Here is a 24,706-nt window from a genome sequence, read left to right on the forward strand (position 1 = left end):
GCCACGAGCAACAGCGACGCCAGAACGCGGTGCAGTCTCACATGCGCTCCCTCCGATTGGTAGAGACCACTCTCTCGCAGAACCGGTGAAACAATCCCCCCATGGCGGAAATCATCCAGAGGGACGGCACGTGGGTCTTCGACGGCGACGCCCTGCGACTGACCCCCGGGCGGGACAGAAACGTCAGCCTGCTCCGTCGGACCCTGGGTGAACTCGTCGTCCCGCTGGGCGCGTTGGCCGGGATCTCCTTCGAGCAGGGCAAGAAGACGGGGCGGCTGAGGCTGCGGCTGCGCGAGGGCGCCGACCCCCTGCTGCACGCCTCCGGCGGACGGCTCACCGAGCCCAACGACCCGTACCAGCTGCTCGTCGAGTCCGACCGCTACGGCGTCGCCGAGTACTTCACGGACGAGGTCCGAGGCGCCCTGCTGCTGGACAAGGTCCCGTCCGACCCGGCGGACGCATACCTGCTCCCCGGCCCGCCCGTGCCGCTCTCCGTCTCGGCCGGGGACGGCACCGCGAGCTTCGACGGCGAGCAGATCCGCCTGGAGTGGAACTGGAAGACGGAGGACGCCAAGGCCGCCGCCGGCACCCGCACCCTGGCCGTCACCGACGTCGTCGCCGTGGAGTGGCAGCCCGCGGTCGGCCTGGAGAACGGGCATCTGCGGTTCACCGTACGGGGCGCGGACACCAAGGCACCGCCCAAGTACGACCCCAACTCGGTGGAGCTGTGGGGCTTCAAGAAGGACCCTCTGATGGCGCTGGTCGCGGCGGCCGTGCAGGCGCGGCTGCCGCACCCCTCGGCGGCCCCCGTGGACGTACCGCCGAAACAGCTGGAGGAGCAGCCCCGGGACGACCACGACGCGCTGCTGCGGCGGCTGCGGGAACTGGGCGAGCTGCACCGCACGGGTGTCCTGACGGACGAGGAGTTCACGATGGCCAAACAGGCGGTCCTCAAGCGCCTGTAGCGCCGGCGAGGACCGCCTGTGACTCGTACGCCCTGCCTTCGGGGTGTACGCCCTACTTGGCCTTGCGCGCCACCGTGAAGTGGTCGATGCGGTCACCGGTCTCGGCGATGCCCGACACCTTCAGCTTGGCGTAGTGGCCCTTCGAGGCGGGCTCGACGTCCACGCGCAGGAAGGAGTAGTTGAGGTAGCGCACCCGGGACCAGGCGACGGTCTCGTTGACCTTGCCGTCCTTGGTGTTGATGAACGAGGCGACGGAGTCGACCTCGTGCTCGTGTCCCTCGTAGGAGTCCGGCGCGGTGAACGCGTACAGGCTGCGGCCCGCGGCGCCCGCCGTCACGTACACGACACCCTCGGTCTCGGGGTACGCGGTCTCGCCGATCGGCAGCTTCTTGGTGACCTGGTTGCCCTTGATCACGTCGGTGCGCTCGTACTGGTGGTTGTGGCCGTTGATGACCAGGTCCACCGTGTACTTCTCGAACAGCGGCACCCACTCCTGGCGCACGCCCCCCTCCGAGGCGTGCGCGGTGGAGGTGCAGTAGGCGCAGTGGTGGAAGAACACGACGATGAAGTCGATGTCCTTCGACGCCCGGAACTTCTTCAGCTGCGCCTCGAACCACTTGGTCTGGGTGCCGCCGGAGATGCCGAGGTTGGCGGGGATCTCGTACGACACGTCGTTCGGGTCGAGCGAGATGATCGCGGTGTTGCCGTGGACGAAGGAGTAGACGCCCGGCAGGTTCGCCTTGTCCGGCCCGTTGTCGGGGAGCGTGAAGCGGGCCTCCTCGCCGCCGTAGCCGTTGGGCGAGTACCAGGCCTCCATGTCGTGGTTGCCGTAACTCACCATCCACGGCACGGACTTGGCGACCGACTCGGTCTGGTACAGGAACTGGTCCCACACCCGTGAGTCGAAGCCGGTGTCGGCGGTCTTGCCGGCGCCGGCCGGGTCGGCGTAGGCGATGTCGCCGGCGTGCAGGTGGAAGGACGGGTTCTGGCCGAGGATCAGGCTGTCGTTGGCCAGGCCGTGGTAGCTGACGCCCTGGTCGCCGAAGGCCGTGAAGGTGAACGGCTTCTTGTGCCTGGGCGCGGTGGTGAAGGTGCCCAGGGTGCCGAGCAGGTGCGGCTCGGCCGGGTCGAAGCCCTGGTGACCGACACCGTAGTAGTACGTCTTCCCCGGGCGCAGATGGGTGAGCTTGGCGTGGAGGTAGTACTGCGTGTGGTCGCCGCTGGCGCCGACACCGGCCGGGGTGTAGAGGCTGCGGACCTCGGCCTCGATCTTGCGGGAGAGGTCCCAGGGGTGGGCGCCGATGCGGATGAAGGGCTTCTTCACCGCGACCGGCACCTGCCAGGAGACGGTCATCTCGGTGCTGGCGTCGCTGCCGTAGGCGAGGTGGCGGCCGAACGGGGCGACGAGCGAGCCGTCGACCGTCTCGGTGGCGGGGGCGGTCCGCTGCGTGGGGACGGCGGCCTGGGCCACCGCACCCGGCACGAACGCGCCACCGGCGACGGCGCCGATCGTCACGGCGCCGCCTCTCATCAGGTTGCGCCGCGAGAATCTCGCGCGCAGGTACTCGTGCTGCTCGGCCATGCTCATGCGCTCGGCCAGCTGCTCCGGTACTCCCATACGAGGTATGTCCATGGCGTCTGAAACTCGTCGACTTGAGCAACACGGCGCAAGACTCAGAATGGACAGTCGGCGAACAGAGGTTCACAAGAACCTCAACAGTCACCATGACAGCGACCTGCCCGATATCGGGCAGGATTCTTGCGAAACAGCCTTCGGTACCTCAGGATCTACCGGGTGCACGAGGAACTTGTCGATCACCTGACGCGGTCCACGCCCCTGAGCAGGGGCGAGGCTCTGCGGGTGATCCAGGACGTGCTCGCCTACTTCGACGAGACGACCGAGGAATACGTCCGTCGCCGCCACCGCGAGCTGCAGGCCCAGGGCCTGGTGAACGCGGAGATCTTCGAACGGATCGAGGCGGACCTGAAATACCGGGCGGTCGCGCCGCCGGAGCTTACGCTCAGGCAGTTGCGCCGCATCGTCTACGGCTAGGACTACGTATATATATGTGCGGAATCGTCGGATACATCGGGAAGCGTGATGTGGCCCCCCTCCTCCTGGAGGGCCTGCAGCGGCTCGAATACCGCGGCTACGACTCGGCCGGCATCGTGGTGACGTCCCCCAGGACGACCGGCCTGAAGCTGGTCAAGGCCAAGGGGCGGGTCCGCGACCTGGAGGCCAAGGTCCCGGCCCGGTTCAAGGGCACGACCGGCATCGCCCACACCCGCTGGGCCACCCACGGCGCCCCCTCCGACGTGAACGCACACCCGCACCTGGACGCCGAGGGCAAGGTCGCTGTCGTCCACAACGGCATCATCGACAACGCCTCCGACCTGCGCCGCAAGCTGGAGGCCGACGGCGTCGAGTTCCTCTCCGAGACGGACACCGAGGTCCTCGTCCACCTCATCGCCCGCTCCCAGGCCGAGACCCTGGAGGAGAAGGTCCGCGACACCCTCCGGGTCATCGAGGGCACGTACGGCATCGCGGTGATGCACGCCGACTTCCCGGACCGCATCGTGGTGGCCCGAAACGGCTCCCCGGTGGTCCTCGGCATCGGCGAGAAGGAGATGTTCGTCGCCTCGGACATCGCCGCCCTGGTCGCCCACACACGGCAGATAGTGACTCTCGGCGACGGCGAGATGGCCACCCTCAAGGCCGACGACTTCCGCACGTACACCACGGAGGGCACCCGCACCACGGCGGAGCCCACCACCGTGGAGTGGGAGGCCGCCTCGTACGACATGGGCGGCCACGACACCTACATGCACAAGGAGATCCACGAGCAGGCCGACGCCGTGGACCGCGTGCTGCGCGGCCGCATCGACGACCGGTTCTCCACCGTCCACCTCGGCGGCCTCAACCTGGACGCCCGCGAGGCCCGCCAGATCCGCCGGGTGAAGATCCTCGGCTGCGGCACCTCGTACCACGCGGGCATGATCGGCGCCCAGATGATCGAGGAGCTGGCCCGCATCCCCGCGGACGCCGAGCCGGCCTCCGAGTTCCGCTACCGCAACGCGGTCGTGGACCCCGACACCCTCTACGTCGCCGTCTCCCAGTCCGGTGAGACCTACGACGTGCTCGCGGCCGTCCAGGAGCTCAAGCGCAAGGGCGCCCGGGTCTTCGGCATCGTGAACGTGGTCGGCTCGGCGATCGCCCGCGAGGCGGACGCCGGCATCTACGTCCACGCGGGCCCCGAGGTCTGCGTGGTCTCGACGAAGTGCTTCACCAACACCACGGTCGCCTTCGCCCTGCTCGCCCTGCACCTTGGCCGCACCCGCGACCTCTCGGTCCGCGACGGCAAGCGGATCATCGAGGGCCTGCGCAAGCTCCCCGCCCAGATCACCGAGATCCTGGCGCAGGAGGAGGAGATCAAGAAGCTGGCCGAGCAGTACGCCGACGCCCGCTCGATGCTCTTCATCGGCCGCGTCCGGGGCTACCCGGTGGCCCGCGAGGCCTCCCTCAAGCTCAAGGAGGTCTCGTACATCCACGCCGAGGCCTACCCGGCCTCCGAGCTCAAGCACGGCCCCCTCGCCCTCATCGAGCCGGCCCTCCCCACGGTCGCGATCGTCCCCGACGACGACCTCCTGGAGAAGAACCGTGCCGCCATGGAGGAGATCAAGGCCCGCAGCGGCCGCATCCTCGCGGTGGCCCACCAGCACGAGGAGAAGGCCGACGAGACGATCGTCGTCCCGAAGAACGAGGACGAACTCGACCCCATCCTGATGGGCATCCCCCTCCAACTCCTCGCCTACCACACGGCCTTGGCCCTGGGCCGCGACATCGACAAGCCCAGGAACCTCGCAAAGTCGGTGACGGTCGAGTAGGAAGTCCCTGCGACGGCCGAAGCGGTAATTGAGTAACCCCTACGGCGAGCAACCACGTCCGCGAGAGCGGCGCCGGTTCAGGCGCAAAAAGGGGAACGGACCCCCACGTGCTGCCACCAGAGCACGGGGGGTCCGCCCCATTCGCCGGGGGCCGCCCAACCCCCGGCCTGCGCAGCTAGCCGGTAGCCGTCACGCCCCGACCGGCAGCACGCCGAGGAAGCACCGTCGGCCAGTGAGCCAGCGCCGCGGTGGCCGCATACCAGGCAACCGCCCCGGCCGCCACGGCGAACCAACCGCCCACCTTCGCGAGCGACCCGCTGGTCGCGAACTGCGCGATGGCGAGAAGCACCAGGGAGACGAAGAACAACCCGTACGTACCCTGCGTGAGTTGATCCCCACCCGCGAGGGTCAACGTCAGGGCCACGAGGGCGAACAGGGCCAGGAACAGCCCCGCCGCGTTGGCGGACATCGAGTTGCCGGCCGTCACGGCCCAGGTGAACCACAGCGCACCGAGCGCCGAGTACGCCGTCCCGTTGACGGAGTCACCGTCACGGAAGGCGAGGAGTCCGGCGACGAAGAGCGCAACGCCGCCTACGTAGTGGGCCAGTGAGACGGCGTCAGCGGCCGACACGCCATTGATCACGTGGGTGTATCCGAGTCCGAACGCCAACAGGGTGACACCCAGGGCGAGTCGGCCGACCACGGTAGTGGTTCCGCTTCCCGCGGAGACGTCGTTGTCCACGGCGGGCTCCCTTCATGCATGTGCAGTTGTGCGGTGACCGATATATGCCCTTCACAAAGGCACAAACACCTCTACGCGCGAGTAGGTTCGCGCGCCGCACAAGGGAATGAGTCCGTTCCCAGATCGCATCTCACCTGGGAGAACGTGGAGTTACGGAATGACAACGACGGGCCGCTTCGCCCGCTTGGCGAGCCGCCCCGCGACGGAGCCGAAAATCCGCCCCACGATGCCCTGTGTGGAGCCGACGACGATCGCGTCCGCCTCGTACTCCCGGCCCACCTCTTCGAGTTCGTGGCAGATGTCGCCGCCGCGCTCGACCAGGATCCAGGGCACCTCGGCCAGATAGTCCGCGCAGGCGAGCTCGAGCCCCAGCACCTCGGTGCGGTGGTCCGGAACGTCGACGAAGACCGGTGGCTCGCAGCCGGCCCACACCGTGGTGGGCAGCCGGTTGGCGACGTGCACGATGATCAGGCCCGATCCGGAACGATGAGCCATGCCGATCGCATAGGCGAGGGCACGCTCACTGGACGTGGAGCCGTCGAAGCCGACGACCACGCCGTGCTTGAAGGCTGGATCGCAGGAATGGCGTGGCTCTTCTGCCGCCTGGGGCTCGGCCGCCTTGGGGTCGGCGACGGGGCGCTTGCGGTCCGCGGGTTCGAAGAATTCGTGACCGGCCATGGCTGTCTCGGCGTTTTGATCCTTTATGGGAGGACCCGCGAGCGGATCTCGCTGACAAATGCAGCAGTGCGGCGGAGCTGTGTCCGGGAATCATCTTCCCAACCCCATACCCCCAAGGGTACGGCGGCACGCCTCCTTAGCCCAGATCCCGCCCACGGTGCGTGGGGGTTCCAGGGAGCATGCACGAGGGTGCGCCCGTAACGCAATGGTTGCTGCGCTGTACAGGCGGTTTGCACAGGGTTCACTTGTCCGGGGGCCGACGGCGGCCGCCTACAGTGACCGCCCGGTCGAACACGCGTTGAACACCGAGACCCAGGCCCCCAGGGAGTACGCATGTCCGGACCGCATCTGACCCCCGAGACTCCCCGCGCGACCGCCCCGCCCCAGGACACCGTGACCGATGTCGTCCGCTGGGCGGCGTTCAGCTGTGTCCTCGTCCCCGTGGTCCTTCTCTGGTACGGCACCTCGCTCGCCGGCGCCGCGGGCACGGCGTTCGGTCTCGCCGCCGTCACCGCGGTGTGCCGGCTGCTGCTGCGCCAGTCCGAACGGGTGGCGGCCCGCCCGCGGAGCGAGGATCACACCTCCCGTCGGGGCCGCCATCACAGGAGCGGCACGGGTGCTCACAGAGGCAGGCGTCACACTGGGGGAAGTACACCGGTCGGCTGACCGGTTTCCGCGCACGCGTCCGATGCTTTTCAGCCAACTTCCGGACCCCGGGCATCCCTTGCCCCGACCACCCCCCAACCCCCGTTCCACCTGCAGAGAAAGGGGCGCGGGGGCCCCGCGTACCCTACGTGGATTGGCCACTGCGACAAGGCGCACTTCCCTGCACGGCCCGCGAGTGCAACGCTTCGTGATCGAATGCTTCACGCCAAGTTGCCATGTCGACAATGTGCCGGTTGGCGAACTGGTCACACCGGCACCTTGCGACACAGTAGATTCGATCTTGACGTCTTACGGCGGGGGACTCGTGCAGGACCGAGGGGAAACGTGCAGGAGCGACACAACCGAGGAGCCGCGACCACCGAGGGGGGCTTAGCAGTATGAGCCACGACTCCACTGCCGCGCCGGAAGCCGCGGCCCGGAAGCTTTCCGGGCGACGCCGCAAGGAGATCGTCGCGGTGCTGCTGTTCAGCGGCGGCCCCATCTTCGAGAGTTCCATACCGCTGTCGGTGTTCGGGATCGACCGCCAGGACGCCGGCGTGCCGCGCTACCGACTGCTGGTGTGCGGCGGCGAGGAAGGCCCACTGCGGACCACGGGGGGCCTGGAACTCACCGCGCCACATGGCCTGGAGGCGATATCGCGTGCCGGCACGGTCGTCGTACCGGCCTGGCGCTCGATCACGTCTCCGCCGCCGGAGGAGGCGCTCGACGCACTGCGCCGGGCGCACGAGGAGGGCGCCCGCATAGTCGGGCTGTGCACCGGCGCCTTCGTGCTGGCGGCGGCGGGCCTGCTGGACGGCCGCCCCGCGACCACACACTGGATGTACGCACCGACGCTGGCCAAGCGCTACCCGTCGGTGCACGTCGATCCGAGAGAGCTCTTCGTCGACGACGGCGATGTGCTGACCTCCGCCGGTACGGCGGCCGGAATCGACCTCTGTCTCCACATCGTGCGGACGGACCACGGCAACGAGGCGGCGGGCGCACTGGCCCGGCGTCTGGTCGTGCCGCCGCGCCGGTCGGGCGGCCAGGAGCGCTACCTCGATCGATCTTTACCGGAGGAGATCGGCGCCGACCCGCTCGCGGAGGTCGTCGCCTGGGCGCTGGAGCACCTCCACGAGCAGTTCGACGTGGAGACCCTCGCCGCCCGCGCGTACATGAGCCGGCGCACCTTCGACCGCCGGTTCCGCTCGCTCACCGGCAGCGCCCCGCTGCAGTGGCTGATCACCCAGCGGGTGCTGCAGGCGCAGCGGCTGCTCGAGACGTCGGACTACTCGGTGGACGAGGTCGCGGGCCGCTGCGGCTTCCGCTCGCCGGTGGCCCTGCGCGGCCACTTCCGCCGTCAGCTGGGGTCGTCCCCGGCGGCCTACCGTGCCGCGTACCGCGCTCGCCGGCCGCAGGGCGACAAACCGGCCGACATGGAGGGCGCGGCCGGGGCGCCGGGGCCCACGCCCCTGCTGCATCCGGAGGGGCCGGTTCCGCTGCAGAGCCGGCGCGCTGCGGCGAGTGCCGTCGGATCGGGTGCGTCGCTTTCCGCCGCGGCGGCGGAGAACGGCCGCGAGGCGTATGTGACGAGCCGGGCGAGCCTGCCGGGGCAGCGCAGCGGTACGTGACGTCGAGGAGGGGGCGGGTGACCGAGGCCACCCGCCCCCTCCTCCCGTACCCCTGCCCTTCGAACACCAGAGGGGCCGATTTTGCGGGCGCCAGCCTTAGGGTGGTCGCATGAACGATCGCATGGTGTGGATCGACTGCGAGATGACCGGCCTCTCGCTGTCCGACGACGCTCTCATCGAGGTGGCAGCCCTCGTCACCGACTCCGAGCTGAACATCCTCGGCGAGGGTGTCGACATCGTCATCCGTCCGCCGTCCAAGGCACTGGAGACGATGCCGGAGGTGGTGCGCCAGATGCACACCGCGTCCGGGCTGCTGGACGAACTCGCCGGCGGCACGACGGTGGCCGACGCGGAGGAACAGGTCCTCGCCTACGTCCGCGAGCACGTCAAGGAACCCGGCAAGGCCCCGCTGTGCGGCAACTCGGTCGGCACCGACCGTGGCTTCCTGCTCCGCGACATGCCGACGCTCGAGGACTATCTCCACTACCGGATCGTCGACGTGTCGAGCGTCAAGGAGCTGGCCCGGCGCTGGTACCCGCGGGCCTACTTCAACAGCCCCGAGAAGAACGGCAACCACCGCGCGCTCGCCGACATCCGCGAGTCCATCGCGGAACTGCGCTACTACCGCGAGGCGATCTTCGTGCCGCAGCCCGGCCCCGACTCCGACACCGCCAGGTCGATCGCCGCGAAGCACGTCCTGCCTGCGGAGTAACGCCCCCGAGGGGGCGCGGCAAAAGGCGTGCGCGAGCACCCCTTCGGACCCTGTACACTTTTTCTCGGCCGGTCGGAAAACCACGAAGTAAACCGCCGGTCGTGGTGGGTGTAGCTCAGCTGGTAGAGCACCTGGTTGTGGTCCAGGATGTCGCGGGTTCGAGTCCCGTCACTCACCCTGAGTGATCAGCCGGTGACCCTGAGAAGGGTCACCGGCTGATTCATTTCCGGGGAGGCCGCGTGCGCATGTACGCCGACACCATCAGCACTCCGCGCCTCGACCTGCTGCCCCTCCGCGTCTCGCACGCCGACGAGATGGCCGCCGTCCTCTCCGACCCGGCACTCCACACCTTCATCGGCGGCAGCCCCTTGTCCCCCGCGGCCCTGCGCGTCCGCTACGAACGCCTCGTCGCCGGCTCCCCCGATCCCTCCGTCTCCTGGTGCAACTGGGTACTGCGGGAGAGGGAGGAATCACGGCTGGTGGGAACCGTCCAGGCAACGGTCACCGGGACGGTCGCGGAGATCGCCTGGGTCGTCGGCACTCCCTGGCAGGGGCGCGGGTTCGCCTCGGAGGCTGCGCGCGGACTGGTCGACCGGTTGCGCCGACAGCCCATACGTACGGTCCTCGCGCACATCCACCCCGAGCACATCGCCTCCGCGGCCGTGGCCCGGGCGGCCGGACTCCTCCCGACGGACGAGCAGCAGGACGGCGAGCAGCCGTGGCAACTCTCGCTACCCGGCTGACGTCGCCGCCCGCCACGCCGCCACCAACTCCCGCACCCCCGCGAACCGTTCGCCCGGCTCGACCCGCGTCCCCCGCTCCACCACCGCCAGCTGCGCCGCCGTACCGCCAGCCAGGGCCTGGCTGCGGCCCCCCGGCCAGGCCGGACGCCGTAAGACCGTGCCGTCGTCAGGAAGACGTGCGCGGTACCAGTTCCGTAGCCAGGACCACCTGGCGGCGTTCCAGGTCGCGGGAGACGGCCGGGCGGCGGTCGGCGATCTCGCTGAGGAGGAGGTCGATCATGCGGCGGCCCATCTCCTCGATGGGCTGGCGGACGCTGGTGAGGGGTGGGTCCATGTGGCGGGCGATGGCCGAGTCGTCGTAGCCGACCAGCGCCACGTCGTCGGGGATCCGGCGGCCCTCCTCACGCAGGACCTGGCGGGCGCCCGCCGCCATCACGTCGGAGCCCGCGAAGACCGCGTCCAGGTCGGGGCAGCGGCCGAGCAGCTTCGTCATCGCCCGGCGGCCGCCCTCCTCGGTGAAGTCGCCCGGTTCGATGAGGAGTTCGTCGACCTCCTGACCCGCGTCGCTCAGGGCGTCGCGGTAGCCGTCGACGCGGCGCTGTGCGCCGTAGACGTCGAGGCGGCCGGTGATGTGGGCTATCTTGCGGCGGCCCCGGGAGAGCAGGTGCTCCACCGCCGAGCGGCCGCCGCCGTAGTTGTCCGAGTCCACCGAGGTCAGGGTCTCGGCGGCCGACCGGGGGCCGCTGATCACGGCGGGGATCTCCAGCTGCGCGAGGAGATCGGGGAGCGGGTCGTCCGCGTGCACCGAGACCAGCAGGACACCGTCCACGCGGTGCGCGGCGAGGTACTGCGCGAGGCGGCGGCGCTCTCGGTCGCCGCCCGCGAAGATCAGCAGGAGCTGCATCTCCGTGTCGGACAGCTCGGCACCGACGCCCTTCAGCATGTCCGAGAAGTACGGCTCCGAGAAGAAGCGGGTCTCCGGCTCGGGGACGACCAGGGCGATCGCGTCCGTGCGGTTCGCCGCGAGGGCGCGAGCGGCCGTGTTGGGGACGTATCCGAGTTCGGCCACCGCCGCCTCGACCGCCGCGCGGGTCGCGTCGCTGACCCGGGGCGAGCCGTTGATCACGCGGGAGACCGTGCCGCGGCCCACGCCCGCGCGCGCGGCGACCTCTTCGAGGGTGGGGCGCCCACCGCTCCGGCTCCGCATTTGGCTCCGCCCTTTCCGCCGTTACTGCAGCTGGCCTGGAATCTAACAGTCCCGGGGCGTCCGTGGCCGTCTCCGGGTGCTCCAGCTCCCAGGCCCCACGGCCGACCGGAGAACCCGGCCGGTACCGGACTCCTTTCGTCCAGTTAACAGGCCGATAACTGAACACATCTCGCCACGTCGACTCCCTTGACACCCCCGCTCGAACCGGCGAACCTTCAACACATCACTTGTGGGAGCGCTCCCACAGTACCTGACACATACACATCCCGCACGTTCCCCGCCCGAGCCGCAGCGTGTAGAACGGGCCCAACAATGCAGTTGGCCGGGGGGTCGGCACGTCAGGCAACAGGAGGACGCAAATGGGCACGAGTACCCGACGGTCCCGCAGGCTGATGGCCCTCGCGGCCGTCGCCGCGCTGACCACGGGGCTGCTGGCCGGCTGCTCCAAGGACTCGGACAACAGCTCGTCGAACGACAGTGGCGGCAACAGCAAGGGCAAGACCACACTGACCATCGGCACCTTCGGTGTGTTCGGCTACAAGCAGGCCGGTCTCTACGACGAGTACATGAAGCTGCACCCGGACATCAGCATCAAGGAGAACGTCACCACCCGTACCGACGTGTACTGGCCGAAGGTCCTCACCCGGCTGCAGGCGGGCTCCGGCACCGACGACATCCAGGCGATCGAGGTCGGCAACATCACCGAGGCCGTGCAGACGCAGGGCAGCAAGTTCGTCGACCTCGGCAAGGACGTCGACAAGTCCCAGTGGCTCGGCTGGAAGAACGCCCAGGCCACCACTAAGGACGGCAAGATGATCGGGCTCGGCACCGACGTCGGCCCGATGGCGATCTGCTACCGCAAGGACCTCTTCAAGAAGGCCGGCCTGGAGACGGACCGCACCAAGCTCGCCGCGCAGTGGAAGGGCGACTGGGCCAAGTACGTCGACGTCGGCAAGCAGTACATGAAGAAGGCGCCCAGCGGCACCAAGTTCGTGGACTCGGCCTCCTCCGTCTACAACGCGGCCCTCGGCGGCGGGAACGAGCGCTACTACGACAAGGACGGCAACGTCGTCTGGGACAAGTCCGACGGCGTGAAGAAGGCCTGGGACGTCGCCATGTCCGTGGCGACCAGCAACATGTCGGCGAAGCTGAAGCAGTTCGACCCGACCTGGGACCAGGGCTACGCCAAGGGCACCTTCGCGACGGTGGCCTGCCCGGCCTGGATGATCGGCTACATCGAGCAGAAGTCCGGTGCCTCCGGCAAGGGCAACTGGGACGTGGCGGCGGCCCCGACCGCGTCCAACTGGGGCGGCTCCTTCCTCGGCGTGCCGACGGCGGGCAAGCACCAGAAGGAGGCCATCGCCCTGGCCAAGTGGCTGACCGCACCCGAGCAGCAGGCGAAGGTCTTCGCCAAGCAGGCCAGCTTCCCGTCGACCCCGTCGGCGTACGCGACTCTGAAGCCGGCCGCGGACACCACGGCCTACTTCTCGAACGCGCCGCTCACGCAGATCTTCGCCGACTCGGCGAAGACCATCCCGGTCCAGTACTTCGGTATCAAGGACCAGCCGATCAACACCGCGATCACCGACGTCGGCATCCTCCAGGTCGAGCAGAAGGGCAAGAGCCCGACGCAGGGCTGGGACGCGGCCAAGAACGAGGTCAAGGACGTGCTCGGCCAGTGACCAGCTCCAAGCAGGCTCTCGCGCATCCCGCGTCGAGCGCCGAGGCCGCGCCCGGCACCCCGCCGGGCGCGGCCCGGGGCGCTCACGGTCGCGGTACACCGCCGGGCCCCGACTCATGGCGCAGCCGGCTGTACCGCTGGGACATGAAGGCGTCCCCGTACGCGTTCATCGCCCCCTTCTTCATCATCTTCGGGGCCTTCGGGCTCGTTCCGCTCCTCTATACGGCCTGGTACTCGCTGCACAACGTGCAGCTGTCCGGTCTGGACCACCAGACCTGGGCGGGCCTGGACAACTACAAGCACCTGCTGTCCTCGGAGTTCTTCTGGAACGCCCTGGAGAACACGTTCACCATCGGCGTGATCTCCACGGTGCCGCAGTTGCTGATGGCGATCGGGATCGCGCATCTGCTCAACTACCGGCTGCGCGGCTCGACCCTGTGGCGGGTCGTGATGCTCACCCCGTACGCCACCTCGGTGGCGGCGGCGACGCTGGTCTTCACGCTGCTGTACTCGTGGGACGGCGGCATGGTCAACTGGCTGCTCCATTTCGTGGGTGTCCACCCGATCAACTGGCGCGAGTCCGACTGGGGCGGGCAGTTCGCCGTCTCCACGATCGTGATCTGGCGGTGGACGGGCTACAACGCGCTGATCTACCTCGCGGCGATGCAGGCGATCCCCTCCGACCTGTACGAGTCGGCGGCGATCGACGGCGCGGGCCGCTGGCAGCAGTTCCGCCATGTGACGATCCCGATGCTGCGGCCGACGATCCTGTTCACGGTGGTCGTCTCCACCATCGGCGCGACGCAGCTGTTCGGTGAGCCGCTCCTGTTCGGCGGGGTCAGCGGCTCGAAGGGCGGTTCCGCGCACCAGTACCAGACGCTCGGCCTGTACATGTACGACCAGGGCTGGGGCATCGGCAACCTCGGCAAGGCCTCCGCGATCGCCTGGACGATGTTCCTGATCCTGCTGATCGTCGCCGCGATCAACCTGCTGATCACCCGACGGTTGAGGAAGTCCCATGACGACCGATGAACTGACCCTTCCTCAGGCACGGCTGAAGGGCGGGCCCGGTCCGCGCCGCCGCCGGGTGATCGGCGCCGGCAAGCAGATGCACGCGGGTCCGGTCACCTATGTCGTCCTGACGGTCTTCGCACTGATCTCGCTGGCCCCGCTGGTCTGGACGGCCATCGCGGCCTCGCGCAACAACGAGCGGCTCGCGCAGTCACCGCCTCCGCTGTGGTTCGGCGCGAACCTGTTCAAGAACCTGCAGGCCGCCTGGGACCAGGCCGGGCTCGGCACCGCGATGGTCAATTCCACGATCGTCGCCGGGACCATCACCATCGGTACGGTCCTGTTCTCCACGCTCGCCGGGTTCGCCTTCGCCAAATTGCGGTTCAGGTTCTCGAGCACTCTGCTCCTGCTGACCATCGGCACGATGATGATTCCGCCGCAGCTGGCCGTCGTGCCCCTGTATCTGTGGATGGCGGACCTGGGCTGGTCCAACCAGCTGCAGACCGTCATCCTGCCCACCCTGGTCAGCGCCTTCGGCACGTTCTTCATGCGGCAGTACCTGGTGCAGGCGCTGCCCACCGAGCTGATCGAGGCGGCCCGGGTGGACGGGGCGAGCAGCCTGAGAGTCGTCTGGCACGTGGTCTTCCCCGCGGCCCGCCCCGCGATGGCCGTGCTCGGCCTGCTGACCTTCGTGTTCGCCTGGAACGACTTCCTGTGGCCGATCATCGCCCTCAACCAGCAGAACCCGACCGTGCAGGTCGCCCTCAACTCGCTCGGCACCGGTTATGTCCCCGACCAGGCGGTGATCATGGCGGGCGCGCTGCTGGGCACGCTGCCGCTGCTGATCGCGTTCATCCTGTTCGGCAAGCAGATCGTGGGTGGCATCATGCAGGGTGCGATCAAGGGCTGACGGTTCGTCATCCCGGTTCCGTTCCGGTTCCGGCGCAGTCGTTGTACGTCCCCTCGGGGCCGGGTCAGCGCCGCCTCGGCCCCTCCTCCCCCACCCCCTCCAACTCTTCGGTCCCGACGACCACTTATGGGAGCGCTTCCATGCCTGAGTCCGCACAGCCGGCGACCCCGGTGACCTTTCCCCCCGCCTTCCTCTGGGGTGCCGCGACCTCCGCGTACCAGATCGAGGGGGCGGTGCGGGAAGGCGGTCGTACGCCCTCGATCTGGGACACCTTCAGTCATACTCCGGGCAGGACCGCCGGCGGCGAGCACGGTGACATCGCTGTCGACCACTACCACCGGTACCGCGAAGACGTGGCACTCATGGCCGAGCTGGGCCTGTCCGCGTACCGCTTCTCGATCTCCTGGTCGCGGGTGCAGCCCACGGGCCGGGGGCCTGCGGTGCAGGTCGGCCTGGACTTCTACCGGCGGCTGGTCGACGAGCTGCTCGAGCACGGCATCAAGCCGGCCGTCACCCTCTACCACTGGGACCTGCCGCAGGAACTGGAGGACGCGGGCGGCTGGCCGGAGCGGGACACGGCGCTCAGGTTCGCCGAGTACGCCCAGATCGTGGGCGAGGCGCTGGGCGACCGGGTGGAGCAGTGGATCACCCTGAACGAGCCGTGGTGCAGTGCGTTCCTGGGCTACGGCTCCGGGGTGCACGCGCCGGGCCGGACGGACCCGGAGGCGTCGCTGAGGGCCGCTCACCACCTGAACCTGGCGCACGGGCTCGGCGCCTCGGCCCTGCGCTCCGTGATGCCGGCCCGCAACTCGGTCGCGCTCAGCCTCAACTCCTCGGTGGTCAGGCCCCTTTCCCCGCAGGACCCGGCGGATCTGGCGGCGGTGCGGAAGATCGACGACCTGGCCAACGGCGTCTTCCACGGCCCGATCCTGCACGGCGCGTACCCGGAGTCGCTGTTCACAGCGACCGGACCGATCACCGACTGGTCGTACGTCCTCGACGGCGACCTGCAGGCGATCAACCAGCCGCTGGACGCGCTGGGCCTCAACTACTACACGCCCACGCTGGTCTCGGCGACCGACGCGGACACGAGCGCCCCGCGCGCCGACGGCCACGGCGCCAGCGACCACTCCCCGTGGCCGGGCGCGGACGACGTCGCCTTCCACCAGACGCCCGGCGAGCGCACCGAGATGGGCTGGACGATCGACCCGACGGGCCTGCACGAGCTGATCATGCGGTACACCCGCGAGGCCCCTGGCCTGCCGCTGTACATCACCGAGAACGGCGCCGCCTACGACGACAAGCCCGACCCCGACGGCCGCGTCCACGACCCCGAGCGCATCGCGTACCTGGAGAAGCACCTCGCGGCGGTACGCCGGGCGATCACCGACGGCGCGGACGTGCGCGGCTACTACCTGTGGTCCCTGATGGACAACTTCGAGTGGGCGTACGGCTACGAGAAGCGTTTCGGGGCGGTGTACGTCGACTACGCCACGCTTGCCCGTACGCCGAAGTCGAGCGCCCTCTGGTACGGGCAGGCGGCTCGGACGGGGACGCTGCCTCCCGTGGCGGCGGACTGACCGGGGCGGGAGGCCACAGCGGGAGACGCCGCGCCCCGGCCGGGTGGGGGGAAGTCCGGCCGGGGCGCGTCAACCCCCGTTGTGCGATGGTCAGTTGAAGGCGCCGAACGCCTTCGAGAACGCGAACTTGTCCTGGGTGATCGAGCTGCAGGTGGCGTCGGCGGCGGGCTTGGTGCCGCCGGCGCACTGCTGGTCGCGGGTCGCCGACCACATCGAGAGGCCGCCGAGGCCCTTGGACTTGGCGAAGGCCGTCAGCTGAGTGGCGTCGTCGACCTTGAAGATCTCCGACGAGACGTCGTTGACGCCGATCATGGGGGTGACGGCGACCGTCTTCCAGGCGGCGGCGTCGGAGAGCCCCAGCACGCTCTTGACCTGCGCCTGCGTGGCGGTGGCCGCCTGCTCGGCGTAGGTGCCCATGTCGCCGCTGTAGGAGGCGCCGTAGTCCATGGCCATGATGTTGACGGTGTTGATCCTCGCGCCGTTGGACTTGGCGTTGGAGAGCAGGTTCACGCCGTCCTGGGTGAGGCCCTCGGGCATGACCGGGAGGGTGAAGGAGACGTCCAGGTCGGGGTGGGCCGCCTGGAGCTTGGCTATCGCCTTCGCGCGGTTCGTGTTTGCCGTGGCGTTCGGAAGCGCACCGCCCTCGACGTCGAAGTCGACCTTGGTCAGCTTGAACTGGTCCACGACCTTGCCGTACGCCGCCGCCAGCGCGTCCGCCGAGGAGCACGTCGTCGCCAGTTCGGAACCGGAGGCGCCACCGAAGGAGACACGGACGTCGCCGCCCTTGGCGCGCAGTGCGCCGATCTGGGAGCCGACCCCGTCGCTGCCGAGGTCGGTGACGCCGCCCCACTTGGGTGTGCAGCCGCCGCCGTCGGTGACGAAGGCGAGGTTGTAGTTCTTCACGCCGGTCGCGTCGGCGCTCGCGAGGAGGTCGAAGGCGGGGTAGAGGGAGGTGTCGACGTAGGGGGCGAAGCCGGCGCTCGCCGTGGTGCCGGTTCCGGAGCTCTGGGTCGGGGTGGGGGTGGCCGTGGGGGGCGCCGTCTTGGTGGGAGTGGGCGTGGGGGTGGGGGTCGGGGACTGGGTCGGGCGACCGCTCGGCTCGGGCGTCGGGCCGTCGTCCGCGGAGCACTTGGCGCCGTCGACGAGACAACTGCTCGGGTCTCCGGTGCCGTTGACGACGAAGCCGACGGTGACGGACTTGCCGGGTGCGAGGCCGTCGGTGTCCCACTTGGCCGGTGTCACGGTCACGTGCTGCCCGCTCACACTGGACTCGGCGTTCCACAGCGAGCTCAGCCTGGCGCCGGACGGCAGGTCGAACTCCAGCTTCCAGCTCTTCTCCGTCTGACCGGTGTTGTTCGTGACGACGTACTGGGCGGTGTAGCCGGTCGACCAGTCACTGGTCTTGGTGTACGCGGCGGCCACGCCGGCCGCCTGCGCGGTACCGGTGAGCAGGAGCGCGCCGCCACCGATCACGGCCGCGGCGACCGCTCCGCCGATCGCCTTGTTCCTGCCACTGATCCTGCGCCGGTGCGTGCTCATGCGCGTGCCTGCCTTCATGGTTCGGGGGTCGGGTGCGGCAGCACGCTAGCGAGCCGGAATCGGGCAAAGTGCCTGATCCGGGCGGGGGTTGAGGATCTTAGGGTGCGCTTAAGGAAGGGATCGGGGACGGTTAAAGGTAGAGACCAATTCCTGGACGAGTTTCTTCTGTCTGCGGCGCCGTACGGAGCGGTGGCCCCGTCCGGGCGTCCGCTCCCGCCCGTCCAGCTGGATCCAGATGCGCACCTCGGTCCCGCCGAGGACCGAGGACCCGATCCGCACGTCACCGCCGGTCGACTCGGCGAGCCGGCGCACGATGTCCAGGCCGAGTCCGGTGGATCCGTCGCTGCCGGAGCCCCGCCCGCGCGCCATGGCGGCCTCGGGGTCCTGGATCCCGGGACCGGCGTCGGAGACAAGTACGATCACGGCGTCCTCGCCGTTGTGCAGGTCGACCGCGAAGGCCGTGCCCTCGGCGGTGTGCCGGAAGACATTGCCGAGCAGGGCGTCCAGCGCGGCCGCGAGGTCCGCCCGGGCCACCGGTATGCGCACCGGACGGTCGGCGCCGGCCATCCGCCACTTGCGGCCCTCGTCCTCGGCGAGCGCCGACCAGAACGCCATCCGTTCACGGACCACCTCGGCCGCGTCGCATCCGGCGCCGGGCCCGGCGGCCGCGGTCTGCGGCTTGGCGTCCCGGGCGGTGCGGATGATGGTGTCGACCTCCCGCTCCAGCTGGGCGACGGCGGCCCGGGTCTGCTCGGCGGCCGGTCCGTCGCCGAGCGAGGCCGCATTCAGCCGCAGCACGGTCAGCGGGGTGCGCAGCCGGTGGGACAGATCCGCCGCCAACTCGCGCTCGTTCGCCAGGAGTTGTACGACCTGGTCGGCCATGGAGTTGAACGCGACTGCCGCCAGCCGCAGTTCGGTCGGCCCTTCCTCCGGCACCCTCGCCCCCAGCTTCCCCTCCCCCAGCTCGTGCGCGCCCTCGACCAGCTTCTGCGCGGGCTGCACCATCCGTACGCCCAGCCGGTCGGCGACCGCGACGGATCCGACGATCAGGGCGATCCCGACACCCGCGAGCACCGCCCATGCCGTACCGACGCCGTTGCTGACCTCGGACTCGGGGACGTACACCTCGACGACGGCTATCGCGCCGGTGCTCAGCGCGACCGGCTGGAGGAGTGTGGAGCCGCCGGAGACCGCGGTGGTGGAGGCGCGGCCCAGTTTGCGGACGGTCGCGATGTCCTCGTCGGCGGCGCGCTGCCGCCCGATGTCGAGGGCGGACTGTCCGGCGGCCGCCGGTATGTGCACGGCCATCCCTGAGTCCGAGCCGGCGGAGGCGACGACGCGCTCCAACTGGTCGCGTTCGGTGGTGATGGACAGTGCCGGGGCGACCGCGGCGGCCTGCCGCTCGGCGTTGGAGAACGCGCGGTCCCGGGCCATCTCCTTGATGACGAGCCCGAGCGGCACCGCGAAGGCGACCACGACCATGGCGGTGACCGCCAGACAGACCTTGACCAGTGCCCATCTCATCGCGGCGGCTCCCCACCCGGCGGCTCCAGCTTCACTCCGACGCCCCGGAGCGTGTGCAGATAGCGGGGCCGCGCCGCCGTCTCGCCCAGCTTCCGCCGCAGCCAGGACAGATGGACGTCGATGGTCTGGTCGTCGCCGTACGACTGCTGCCACACCTCGGCGAGGAGTTCCTTGCGGGGCACGACGACACCCGGCCGGCCGGCCAGGAAGGCGAGCAGGTCGAACTCGCGGCGGGTGAGGTCGAGCCGCACACCGTCCAGTTCGGCCTGGCGGCGCAGCGGGTCGACGGTGAGGCCGCCGACCCGCAGGACCGTGGAGGGCGCGGCGTCCGAAGGGGAGGACCGGGACCGTCGTAGGACCGCGGACATCCGCGCGGACAGGTGCTCGACGGAGAACGGCTTGGTCAGGTAGTCGTCGGCGCCCGCGTTGAGCAGCCGGACGATCTCCGTCTCGTCGTCCCGCGCCGTGGCGATGATCACAGGCACGTCGGTGATGCCGCGCAGCATCTTCAGGGCCTCGGACCCGTCCAGGTCGGGCAGTCCCAGGTCCAGAATCACCACGTCGAAACGGAAATGGGCGACCTCGCGCAGCGCCTCCAGCGCCGTCCCGACACTGCGCACGGTGTGCGCGGCATCGGTCAGGTGCCTGATCAGCGCCGAGCGTACGAACTGGTCGTCCTCGACCACGAGCACACTTGCCATGCGCGGCACCGTACGCCATGCGGAAGAGGCGTATCCGGGCCTGTGGACAACTCTTCGGTTGTGGACAACGGACGGGACACCCGTGGGACGCGTGAGGCAGTATGGCCCGCGATGCGCAGAGGACTCGTACACGTACTGGCTTGGTCGCTCGCCACGGGCGCGGCGGTCACGCTGTCGTGGTGGGGTGTCCACACGGTGATGGCGGGCACGGCGTACGACCCGCCGCGCGCCCTGCCGATCACGGCGGCGGAGGCGACCACGCAGGAGTCGAAGCCGCTGGCGTCGTCGACGAGGCGGCCGTCGCCGTCCCCGTCGAAGGGCGCGTCGAGCAAGCCCTCCCCTACGCCCACGCCGTCGACGACACCGACATCGAGCCCCAGCCCGACCCCCACCGCGTCCGGCCAGGTCAAGAGCTACGACACCGACGGCGGGCGGGTGGTCTTCGACCTCGGCAGGAGCGCGGCGACGCTCGTCATGGCCACCCCGGACACCGGCTGGTCGATGCAGACGTGGAAGACGGCGACCTGGATCCGGGTGGAGTTCACCTCGGGCACCGACAAGGTCTCGGTGATCTGCACCTGGCACGACGGGCCGCCGCATGTGGAGATCGGGAACTACTAGTCACCCCTACGGTCAGCGGAACACCGAGGGCGGCGGCGCCGGAGACGCCACCGCCGCCTCGTCCGTCACCGCGGTCGCGCCGCCGGTGAAGTCGAGGAGCGCGCGGCCGTGTTCGACGCGGCCGGGATGCGGGTCGGAGGCGGCCCTGCGGGTCAGTTCCGCGATCGGCAGCGGGGCGTCCGAGGCGACCAGGACCGCGTTGCCGAAGCGCTTGCCGCGCAGCACGGTCGGGTCGGCGACCAGCGCGAGTTCGGGGAAACGGGCGGCCGCGGTGGCGATCTGGCCGCGGAGGTGGGCGAGCGGCGGCCCGTCCGCGACATTGGCGGCGTAGCAGCCGCCCGGCTTCAGGACCCGGCGGACGTCGTCGAGGAACTCGGTCGAGGTGAGGTGGGCCGGGGTGCGGGCGCCGCTGAACACATCGGCGATGACGAGGTCGGCCCAGCCGTCGGGCACCTTGGCGAGCCCTTCGCGGGCGTCGACCGAACGCACCCTGATCCGGGCGTTCGGATCCAACGGCAGCTCACGGCGGACCAGTTGGACGAGCGCGGCGTCCCGCTCGACGGCCTGCTGGGTGGAGCGGGGGCGGGTGGCGGCGACATAGCGGGCGAGGGTGAGGGCTCCGCCGCCGAGGTGCACGGCGTGCACGGGCTTCCCGGCCGGTGCGACGAGGTCGATGACATGCCCGAGCCGGCGCTGGTACTCGAAGGAGAGGTAGGAGGGGTCGTCGAGATCGACGTGCGACTGCGGCGCCCCGTCGATCAGCAGTGTCCAGGCCCGCACCCGGTCCCGGTCGGGCATCAGCTCGGCGAGCCCGCCGTCGACGGCCTGGACGACCGCTTCGGCGGCGCCGCCCGCGCGCCGGGGGTTCCTGGACTTTCCCATTGCGCCATTATCGGCGGCGCCGGGCGGCCACGCCTGTGCGGGGTGGCACGAGCGACCAGGTCAGCGGCAGTTGTCCGCGGCCTCGATGATCCGTGCCGCCTCGCCCAGGGCGGCGCGCAGGACCGCCGGGTCGGTCGCGAGGTCGGCCTCGCCGGGCGGGAGCAGCCAGTCCGAGCCCGCCACGGGCGGCTCGGGGTTCAGTCTCGATCCGCGTCCGTCGGTCTCCGTACAGGTGCTGCCCGGGACGTCCCAGGCGGCGGCCGTGCCGGGTGGCACCACGAAGCCCAGGGTGTTGCAGTCGTCGTCGTGCAGGACGGGGCCGACCGCGTCGCCCGCGCCGCGCCGCAGGATGTCGACGGCCTCAAGGCCCTGCCGGGTGGGCACGGTGACGAGGTCGCACGCACCGTCGGGAAGGGGCGGCTCGCCGCGCCCCGGAGCGTGCGCCACGGTCGCGGGCGGCGTACGAGGAACGACGCTCTGTCTGATCTCCATCCCGGCCTCCACCACGGAACCCCTCCTTGAACGAAGCGGGTCGGGAGTCGGGCGGCTCCCGGTCCGCAGGACTCAACGCGGCACAGGCGTCAACGGCTACGGCGGAAGTCAGCCACAAAGGATGGCAGTTCATGGCAGATCCCGTATGAGATATCCGGTTTGTAGCCAAACACAGCGTGAGCAGTCCGCCACAGCAGGTACGTTCTTCCCCGCTGGAGACAGGGCTCTTCACGGACAACCCACCCTGAATCCGGCATGGTTCGACGGTTCGCACGAGAGGACCCGGCCATGGCGTCGTCACAGCTGACCTCGTCCCAGCCCACGCCCCCCAGGCCACCGCGGCCGAACCTCGTCTTCCGGCAGTTGCGCGGACAGCGCTCTCCGGCCGAGTTCGCCGCCGCGGTGCGCCGGGCCGCGCGCGAGATCGGGGAGCGGGTCAGCTGCGACGCGCGCTACATCGGCCGGGTCGAGGCGGGCGAGATCCGCTGCCCCAACTACGCATACGAACGGGTGTTCCTGCATATGTTCCCCGGCCGCACCCTCACCGACCTGGGCTTCGCGCCCCGCTCGTCCGTACGCGGACGCCGGGCGCACACCACCGGTGAGACACCGGGGGCGTACGAGCCGTATGAGAGGCAGGACAACCCGGACCCGCAGGTCCCTCACCACCCGCAAGTCCCCTACGACCCGCATGGACATCACCACGAGAGCCATGCGCTTCACGAGAACTACGAGGAGAGCGACGTGCTGCGTCGCGCATTCATGACCGGCGGTGGCGCCACGGTGGCCGCCGCCTCGCTGGGCCCGATCGGGCTCGCCTTCGACGCCGCGGCAGCGGGACGTCCCGTCCGCCGCCCCGGCGCGAACGACGCGTACGCGCTCGAAGAGGCCGTACGCAGAATCCGGCTGCTCGACGACCGGCACGGCGCGGACGGGCTCTACCGGCGTGCATCGGCTCCGTTGCGCGCCGCCTACGCGCTGCTGGACGCCGGGGCGACCCGGCAGACGACCGCCGACCGTCTCCACTCGGGCGCCGGTGAACTCGCCATCTCCGTGGGCTGGCTGGCGCACGACTCGGGGCGGTTCGACGATGCCCGTTCGCACTATGCGGAGGCGCTCGCGACCGCCCGGATGACCGGCGACGACGCCCTGGAGGCGCACGCCTTCTGCAACACGGCGTTCCTCGCGCGCGACGCCGGACGCCCGCGCGAGGCGGTCCGGGCCGCGCAGGCCGCACAACGCGTCGCGCGCCCCCTGGGCTCCGCCCGGCTGATGTCGCTGCTCGCGCTGCGCGAGGCGGGCGGCTGGGCGGGACTCGCCGACCGCACCGCCTGCGAACAGGCGCTCGTCCGCGCGCAGACCCTCTTCGAGCGAGGCCCCTCGGACGCCGACCCCGAGTGGATGAGCTTCTACGGCGAGGCCGAGCTGGAGGGCCTGGAGGCGCAGTGCTGGTCGACGCTGGGCGACTGGCCGCGCGCCGCACGCCACGCGCGCCGCGCGGCCCGGCTCCAGGACCCGCACTTCACCCGCAACATCGCCCTGTACACGGCGGAACTGGCGGACGACCTGGCCAGAGGCGGCCGCCCGGACGAGGCGGCAACGGCCGGAATGCAGGTACTGGACCTCCTGGACCAGGTCCAGTCCTCCCGGGTCCAGACGATGCTGGCAGGAACGGCCAGGGTGCTGCTTCCCCACCGCCGGGCGTCGGGCGTGTCAACCTTCCTGGACCGCCACGCCAACCAGCCCCGAACCCCGTAGCCGTAGCTGCGGGCAATCGTGCCGCCAAGGGCGGCACCCGTCCCAAAGAGAGCGACACCCCCGCCCGCCGGCGACGCCCCCGGGCACAGCTCACACCCCGGCCAAGTGCCCCAGGTCGTTCCAGCTCTCAATGGCAGGCTCGCCATAAGCCCACCCCAGCACCGACAACGACGTCGGGTTCAACCGAATCCGCGCGGCAAAGTCCAACGGCAGCCCCAACCACCGAGCCCCGATCGACCGCAGGATGTGCCCGTGGGCGAACACCAGCACATCCCGGTCCTCAGCCCGCGCCCAGGCCACCACTTCATCCGCCCGCGAGGCCACCTCGGCCGTCGACTCACCCCCGGGCACCCCGTCCCGCCAGATCAGCCAACCCGGCCGCACAGCCTGAATCTCCTCGGGCGTCATCCCCTCGTACGCCCCGTAGTCCCACTCCATCAACGTGTCCCACACGACCGCCCGCTCCCCGAACCCGGCAAGCTCGCACGTCTCACGCGCGCGTGCCAGCGGACTGGTGCGCACGGCAACCCCGGGAAGCCCCTCGAACGGCGTCCGGTGCAGCCGCTCGCCGAGCAGCTTGGCGCCGCGCCGGCCCTCCTCCAGGAGCGGCACGTCGGTCCTGCCGGTGTGCTTGCCGGACAGCGACCACGCGGTCTGTCCGTGCCGGGCCAGCAGAATGCGCGGTGCCATGAGCTGAAAAGCCTTCCGGGAGAAATCACAGGCGGAACCAGTCCATCATCGCGCACCCTTGGGGCGGGCAACCCGGCGGGCGATCTCTGCGTCTTTGAGGGCCGGGGCG

Annotated in this window: 23 protein-coding genes and 1 tRNA gene; 14 read left to right on the top strand and 10 right to left on the bottom strand. The window is 70.1% G+C overall.

What is annotated here, in order from left to right:
* Positions 1-101: 101 nt before the first annotated feature.
* Positions 102-965: a DUF4429 domain-containing protein gene (locus tag ACFY1E_RS03920; protein ID WP_389071050.1), complete on the top strand. Its 864-nt coding sequence runs from the start codon at positions 102-104 to the stop codon at positions 963-965.
* A gap of 52 nt (positions 966-1,017) precedes the next feature.
* Here ACFY1E_RS03920 and ACFY1E_RS03925 read toward each other — a convergent pair whose 3' ends face one another.
* Complete coding sequence (locus tag ACFY1E_RS03925; RefSeq protein ID WP_389071620.1) at positions 1,018-2,583, bottom strand: fibronectin type III domain-containing protein; 1,566 nt, start codon at positions 2,581-2,583, stop codon at positions 1,018-1,020.
* Positions 2,584-2,760: 177 nt separating this feature from the next.
* Here ACFY1E_RS03925 and ACFY1E_RS03930 point away from each other — a divergent pair, with 177 nt between their 5' ends.
* A complete protein-coding gene (locus ACFY1E_RS03930; protein ID WP_115908018.1) occupies positions 2,761-3,018 on the top strand; it encodes a hypothetical protein in 258 nt (85 codons plus the stop codon).
* Between the two features lie 14 nt (positions 3,019-3,032).
* Positions 3,033-4,850, top strand: a complete 1,818-nt coding sequence (gene glmS / locus ACFY1E_RS03935) for a glutamine--fructose-6-phosphate transaminase (isomerizing) (protein ID WP_344402765.1) — start codon at positions 3,033-3,035, stop codon at positions 4,848-4,850.
* Between the two features lie 175 nt (positions 4,851-5,025).
* Here the strand turns inward: glmS and ACFY1E_RS03940 are convergent, their stop codons facing one another.
* Both ACFY1E_RS03940 and ACFY1E_RS03945 read right to left on the bottom strand, forming a co-directional pair.
* Positions 5,026-5,592 carry a GPR1/FUN34/YaaH family transporter gene (locus ACFY1E_RS03940; protein WP_389071053.1) on the bottom strand — a complete coding sequence of 189 codons (567 nt, stop codon included), beginning with the start codon at positions 5,590-5,592 and terminating at the stop codon, positions 5,026-5,028.
* Between the two features lie 150 nt (positions 5,593-5,742).
* Complete coding sequence (locus tag ACFY1E_RS03945) at positions 5,743-6,270, bottom strand: universal stress protein (protein ID WP_389071056.1); 528 nt, start codon at positions 6,268-6,270, stop codon at positions 5,743-5,745.
* A 333-nt stretch (positions 6,271-6,603) separates the two neighbouring features.
* Here ACFY1E_RS03945 and ACFY1E_RS03950 point away from each other — a divergent pair, with 333 nt between their 5' ends.
* The 5 genes from ACFY1E_RS03950 to ACFY1E_RS03970 all read left to right on the top strand — a co-directional run bounded on the left by ACFY1E_RS03950 (position 6,604) and on the right by ACFY1E_RS03970 (position 10,001).
* On the top strand, positions 6,604-6,936 hold the full coding sequence (locus tag ACFY1E_RS03950) for a hypothetical protein (protein WP_389071058.1): 333 nt from the start codon (positions 6,604-6,606) through the stop codon (positions 6,934-6,936).
* 377 nt (positions 6,937-7,313) lie between these two features.
* Complete coding sequence (locus ACFY1E_RS03955) at positions 7,314-8,546, top strand: helix-turn-helix domain-containing protein (protein ID WP_389071060.1); 1,233 nt, start codon at positions 7,314-7,316, stop codon at positions 8,544-8,546.
* A gap of 109 nt (positions 8,547-8,655) precedes the next feature.
* Positions 8,656-9,258 (top strand): oligoribonuclease, encoded by a 603-nt coding sequence (gene orn / locus ACFY1E_RS03960; RefSeq protein ID WP_115908012.1) that lies wholly within the window; start codon positions 8,656-8,658, stop codon positions 9,256-9,258.
* 104 nt (positions 9,259-9,362) lie between these two features.
* Positions 9,363-9,435, top strand: a tRNA-His gene (locus ACFY1E_RS03965).
* 68 nt (positions 9,436-9,503) lie between these two features.
* Positions 9,504-10,001: a GNAT family N-acetyltransferase gene (locus tag ACFY1E_RS03970; protein ID WP_389071622.1), complete on the top strand. Its 498-nt coding sequence runs from the start codon at positions 9,504-9,506 to the stop codon at positions 9,999-10,001.
* A gap of 166 nt (positions 10,002-10,167) precedes the next feature.
* On the opposite strand, the gene ACFY1E_RS03975 is transcribed toward ACFY1E_RS03970, so the two are convergent.
* A complete protein-coding gene (locus ACFY1E_RS03975) occupies positions 10,168-11,208 on the bottom strand; it encodes a LacI family DNA-binding transcriptional regulator (protein ID WP_389071062.1) in 1,041 nt (346 codons plus the stop codon).
* A gap of 359 nt (positions 11,209-11,567) precedes the next feature.
* On the opposite strand from ACFY1E_RS03975, the gene ACFY1E_RS03980 reads away from it, so the two are divergent.
* The 4 genes from ACFY1E_RS03980 (at position 11,568) to ACFY1E_RS03995 (ending at position 16,390) form a co-directional block, all read left to right on the top strand.
* A complete protein-coding gene (locus tag ACFY1E_RS03980; RefSeq protein ID WP_389071065.1) occupies positions 11,568-12,890 on the top strand; it encodes an ABC transporter substrate-binding protein in 1,323 nt (440 codons plus the stop codon).
* On the top strand, positions 12,887-13,921 hold the full coding sequence (locus tag ACFY1E_RS03985) for a carbohydrate ABC transporter permease (protein WP_389071067.1): 1,035 nt from the start codon (positions 12,887-12,889) through the stop codon (positions 13,919-13,921). Before ACFY1E_RS03980 ends, ACFY1E_RS03985 begins: the two co-directional genes overlap by 4 nt.
* Positions 13,908-14,810 carry a carbohydrate ABC transporter permease gene (locus ACFY1E_RS03990; protein WP_389071069.1) on the top strand — a complete coding sequence of 301 codons (903 nt, stop codon included), beginning with the start codon at positions 13,908-13,910 and terminating at the stop codon, positions 14,808-14,810. The genes ACFY1E_RS03985 and ACFY1E_RS03990 overlap by 14 nt, the downstream gene beginning before the upstream one ends.
* A gap of 140 nt (positions 14,811-14,950) precedes the next feature.
* Complete coding sequence (locus ACFY1E_RS03995; RefSeq protein ID WP_389071072.1) at positions 14,951-16,390, top strand: GH1 family beta-glucosidase; 1,440 nt, start codon at positions 14,951-14,953, stop codon at positions 16,388-16,390.
* Between the two features lie 90 nt (positions 16,391-16,480).
* On the opposite strand, the gene ACFY1E_RS04000 is transcribed toward ACFY1E_RS03995, so the two are convergent.
* The 3 genes from ACFY1E_RS04000 to ACFY1E_RS04010 form a co-directional block, all read right to left on the bottom strand.
* Positions 16,481-17,929 (bottom strand): cellulose binding domain-containing protein, encoded by a 1,449-nt coding sequence (locus tag ACFY1E_RS04000; protein ID WP_389071074.1) that lies wholly within the window; start codon positions 17,927-17,929, stop codon positions 16,481-16,483.
* A 108-nt stretch (positions 17,930-18,037) separates the two neighbouring features.
* Positions 18,038-19,453 carry a sensor histidine kinase gene (locus ACFY1E_RS04005; RefSeq protein ID WP_389071077.1) on the bottom strand — a complete coding sequence of 472 codons (1,416 nt, stop codon included), beginning with the start codon at positions 19,451-19,453 and terminating at the stop codon, positions 18,038-18,040.
* Positions 19,450-20,154 carry a response regulator transcription factor gene (locus ACFY1E_RS04010; RefSeq protein WP_389071079.1) on the bottom strand — a complete coding sequence of 235 codons (705 nt, stop codon included), beginning with the start codon at positions 20,152-20,154 and terminating at the stop codon, positions 19,450-19,452. Before ACFY1E_RS04010 ends, ACFY1E_RS04005 begins: the two co-directional genes overlap by 4 nt.
* Positions 20,155-20,265: 111 nt before the next feature.
* Between ACFY1E_RS04010 and ACFY1E_RS04015 the strand changes: the two genes are divergently transcribed.
* Complete coding sequence (locus ACFY1E_RS04015) at positions 20,266-20,775, top strand: hypothetical protein (RefSeq protein ID WP_389071080.1); 510 nt, start codon at positions 20,266-20,268, stop codon at positions 20,773-20,775.
* Between the two features lie 12 nt (positions 20,776-20,787).
* Here ACFY1E_RS04015 and ACFY1E_RS04020 read toward each other — a convergent pair whose 3' ends face one another.
* On the bottom strand, positions 20,788-21,657 hold the full coding sequence (locus tag ACFY1E_RS04020) for a spermidine synthase (protein ID WP_389071083.1): 870 nt from the start codon (positions 21,655-21,657) through the stop codon (positions 20,788-20,790).
* A gap of 60 nt (positions 21,658-21,717) precedes the next feature.
* Positions 21,718-22,149, bottom strand: a complete 432-nt coding sequence (locus ACFY1E_RS04025; RefSeq protein ID WP_389071624.1) for a hypothetical protein — start codon at positions 22,147-22,149, stop codon at positions 21,718-21,720.
* A gap of 288 nt (positions 22,150-22,437) precedes the next feature.
* Here ACFY1E_RS04025 and ACFY1E_RS04030 point away from each other — a divergent pair, with 288 nt between their 5' ends.
* Positions 22,438-23,907 carry a hypothetical protein gene (locus ACFY1E_RS04030; RefSeq protein ID WP_389071085.1) on the top strand — a complete coding sequence of 490 codons (1,470 nt, stop codon included), beginning with the start codon at positions 22,438-22,440 and terminating at the stop codon, positions 23,905-23,907.
* Between the two features lie 90 nt (positions 23,908-23,997).
* Here ACFY1E_RS04030 and ACFY1E_RS04035 read toward each other — a convergent pair whose 3' ends face one another.
* Positions 23,998-24,597 (bottom strand): histidine phosphatase family protein, encoded by a 600-nt coding sequence (locus ACFY1E_RS04035; protein WP_389071088.1) that lies wholly within the window; start codon positions 24,595-24,597, stop codon positions 23,998-24,000.
* Positions 24,598-24,706 lie beyond the last annotated feature (109 nt).

The organism is Streptomyces sp. NPDC001604, from assembly GCF_042893475.1.
GTDB lineage: Bacteria > Actinomycetota > Actinomycetes > Streptomycetales > Streptomycetaceae > Streptomyces.

Coding starts and splice junctions, on each gene's coding strand:
- ACFY1E_RS03920 (WP_389071050.1), top strand. CDS start 102: ATGGCGGAAATCATCCAGAGGGACGGCACGTGGGTCTTCGACGGCGAC.
- ACFY1E_RS03925 (WP_389071620.1), bottom strand. CDS start 2,583: ATGGGAGTACCGGAGCAGCTGGCCGAGCGCATGAGCATGGCCGAGCAG.
- glmS (WP_344402765.1), top strand. CDS start 3,033: ATGTGCGGAATCGTCGGATACATCGGGAAGCGTGATGTGGCCCCCCTC.
- ACFY1E_RS03945 (WP_389071056.1), bottom strand. CDS start 6,270: ATGGCCGGTCACGAATTCTTCGAACCCGCGGACCGCAAGCGCCCCGTC.
- ACFY1E_RS03950 (WP_389071058.1), top strand. CDS start 6,604: ATGTCCGGACCGCATCTGACCCCCGAGACTCCCCGCGCGACCGCCCCG.
- ACFY1E_RS03955 (WP_389071060.1), top strand. CDS start 7,314: ATGAGCCACGACTCCACTGCCGCGCCGGAAGCCGCGGCCCGGAAGCTT.
- orn (WP_115908012.1), top strand. CDS start 8,656: ATGAACGATCGCATGGTGTGGATCGACTGCGAGATGACCGGCCTCTCG.
- ACFY1E_RS03970 (WP_389071622.1), top strand. CDS start 9,504: ATGTACGCCGACACCATCAGCACTCCGCGCCTCGACCTGCTGCCCCTC.
- ACFY1E_RS03975 (WP_389071062.1), bottom strand. CDS start 11,208: ATGCGGAGCCGGAGCGGTGGGCGCCCCACCCTCGAAGAGGTCGCCGCG.
- ACFY1E_RS03980 (WP_389071065.1), top strand. CDS start 11,568: ATGGGCACGAGTACCCGACGGTCCCGCAGGCTGATGGCCCTCGCGGCC.
- ACFY1E_RS03990 (WP_389071069.1), top strand. CDS start 13,908: ATGACGACCGATGAACTGACCCTTCCTCAGGCACGGCTGAAGGGCGGG.
- ACFY1E_RS03995 (WP_389071072.1), top strand. CDS start 14,951: ATGCCTGAGTCCGCACAGCCGGCGACCCCGGTGACCTTTCCCCCCGCC.
- ACFY1E_RS04000 (WP_389071074.1), bottom strand. CDS start 17,929: ATGAGCACGCACCGGCGCAGGATCAGTGGCAGGAACAAGGCGATCGGC.
- ACFY1E_RS04005 (WP_389071077.1), bottom strand. CDS start 19,453: ATGAGATGGGCACTGGTCAAGGTCTGTCTGGCGGTCACCGCCATGGTC.
- ACFY1E_RS04010 (WP_389071079.1), bottom strand. CDS start 20,154: ATGGCAAGTGTGCTCGTGGTCGAGGACGACCAGTTCGTACGCTCGGCG.
- ACFY1E_RS04015 (WP_389071080.1), top strand. CDS start 20,266: ATGCGCAGAGGACTCGTACACGTACTGGCTTGGTCGCTCGCCACGGGC.
- ACFY1E_RS04020 (WP_389071083.1), bottom strand. CDS start 21,657: ATGGGAAAGTCCAGGAACCCCCGGCGCGCGGGCGGCGCCGCCGAAGCG.
- ACFY1E_RS04025 (WP_389071624.1), bottom strand. CDS start 22,149: ATGGAGATCAGACAGAGCGTCGTTCCTCGTACGCCGCCCGCGACCGTG.
- ACFY1E_RS04030 (WP_389071085.1), top strand. CDS start 22,438: ATGGCGTCGTCACAGCTGACCTCGTCCCAGCCCACGCCCCCCAGGCCA.
- ACFY1E_RS04035 (WP_389071088.1), bottom strand. CDS start 24,597: ATGGCACCGCGCATTCTGCTGGCCCGGCACGGACAGACCGCGTGGTCG.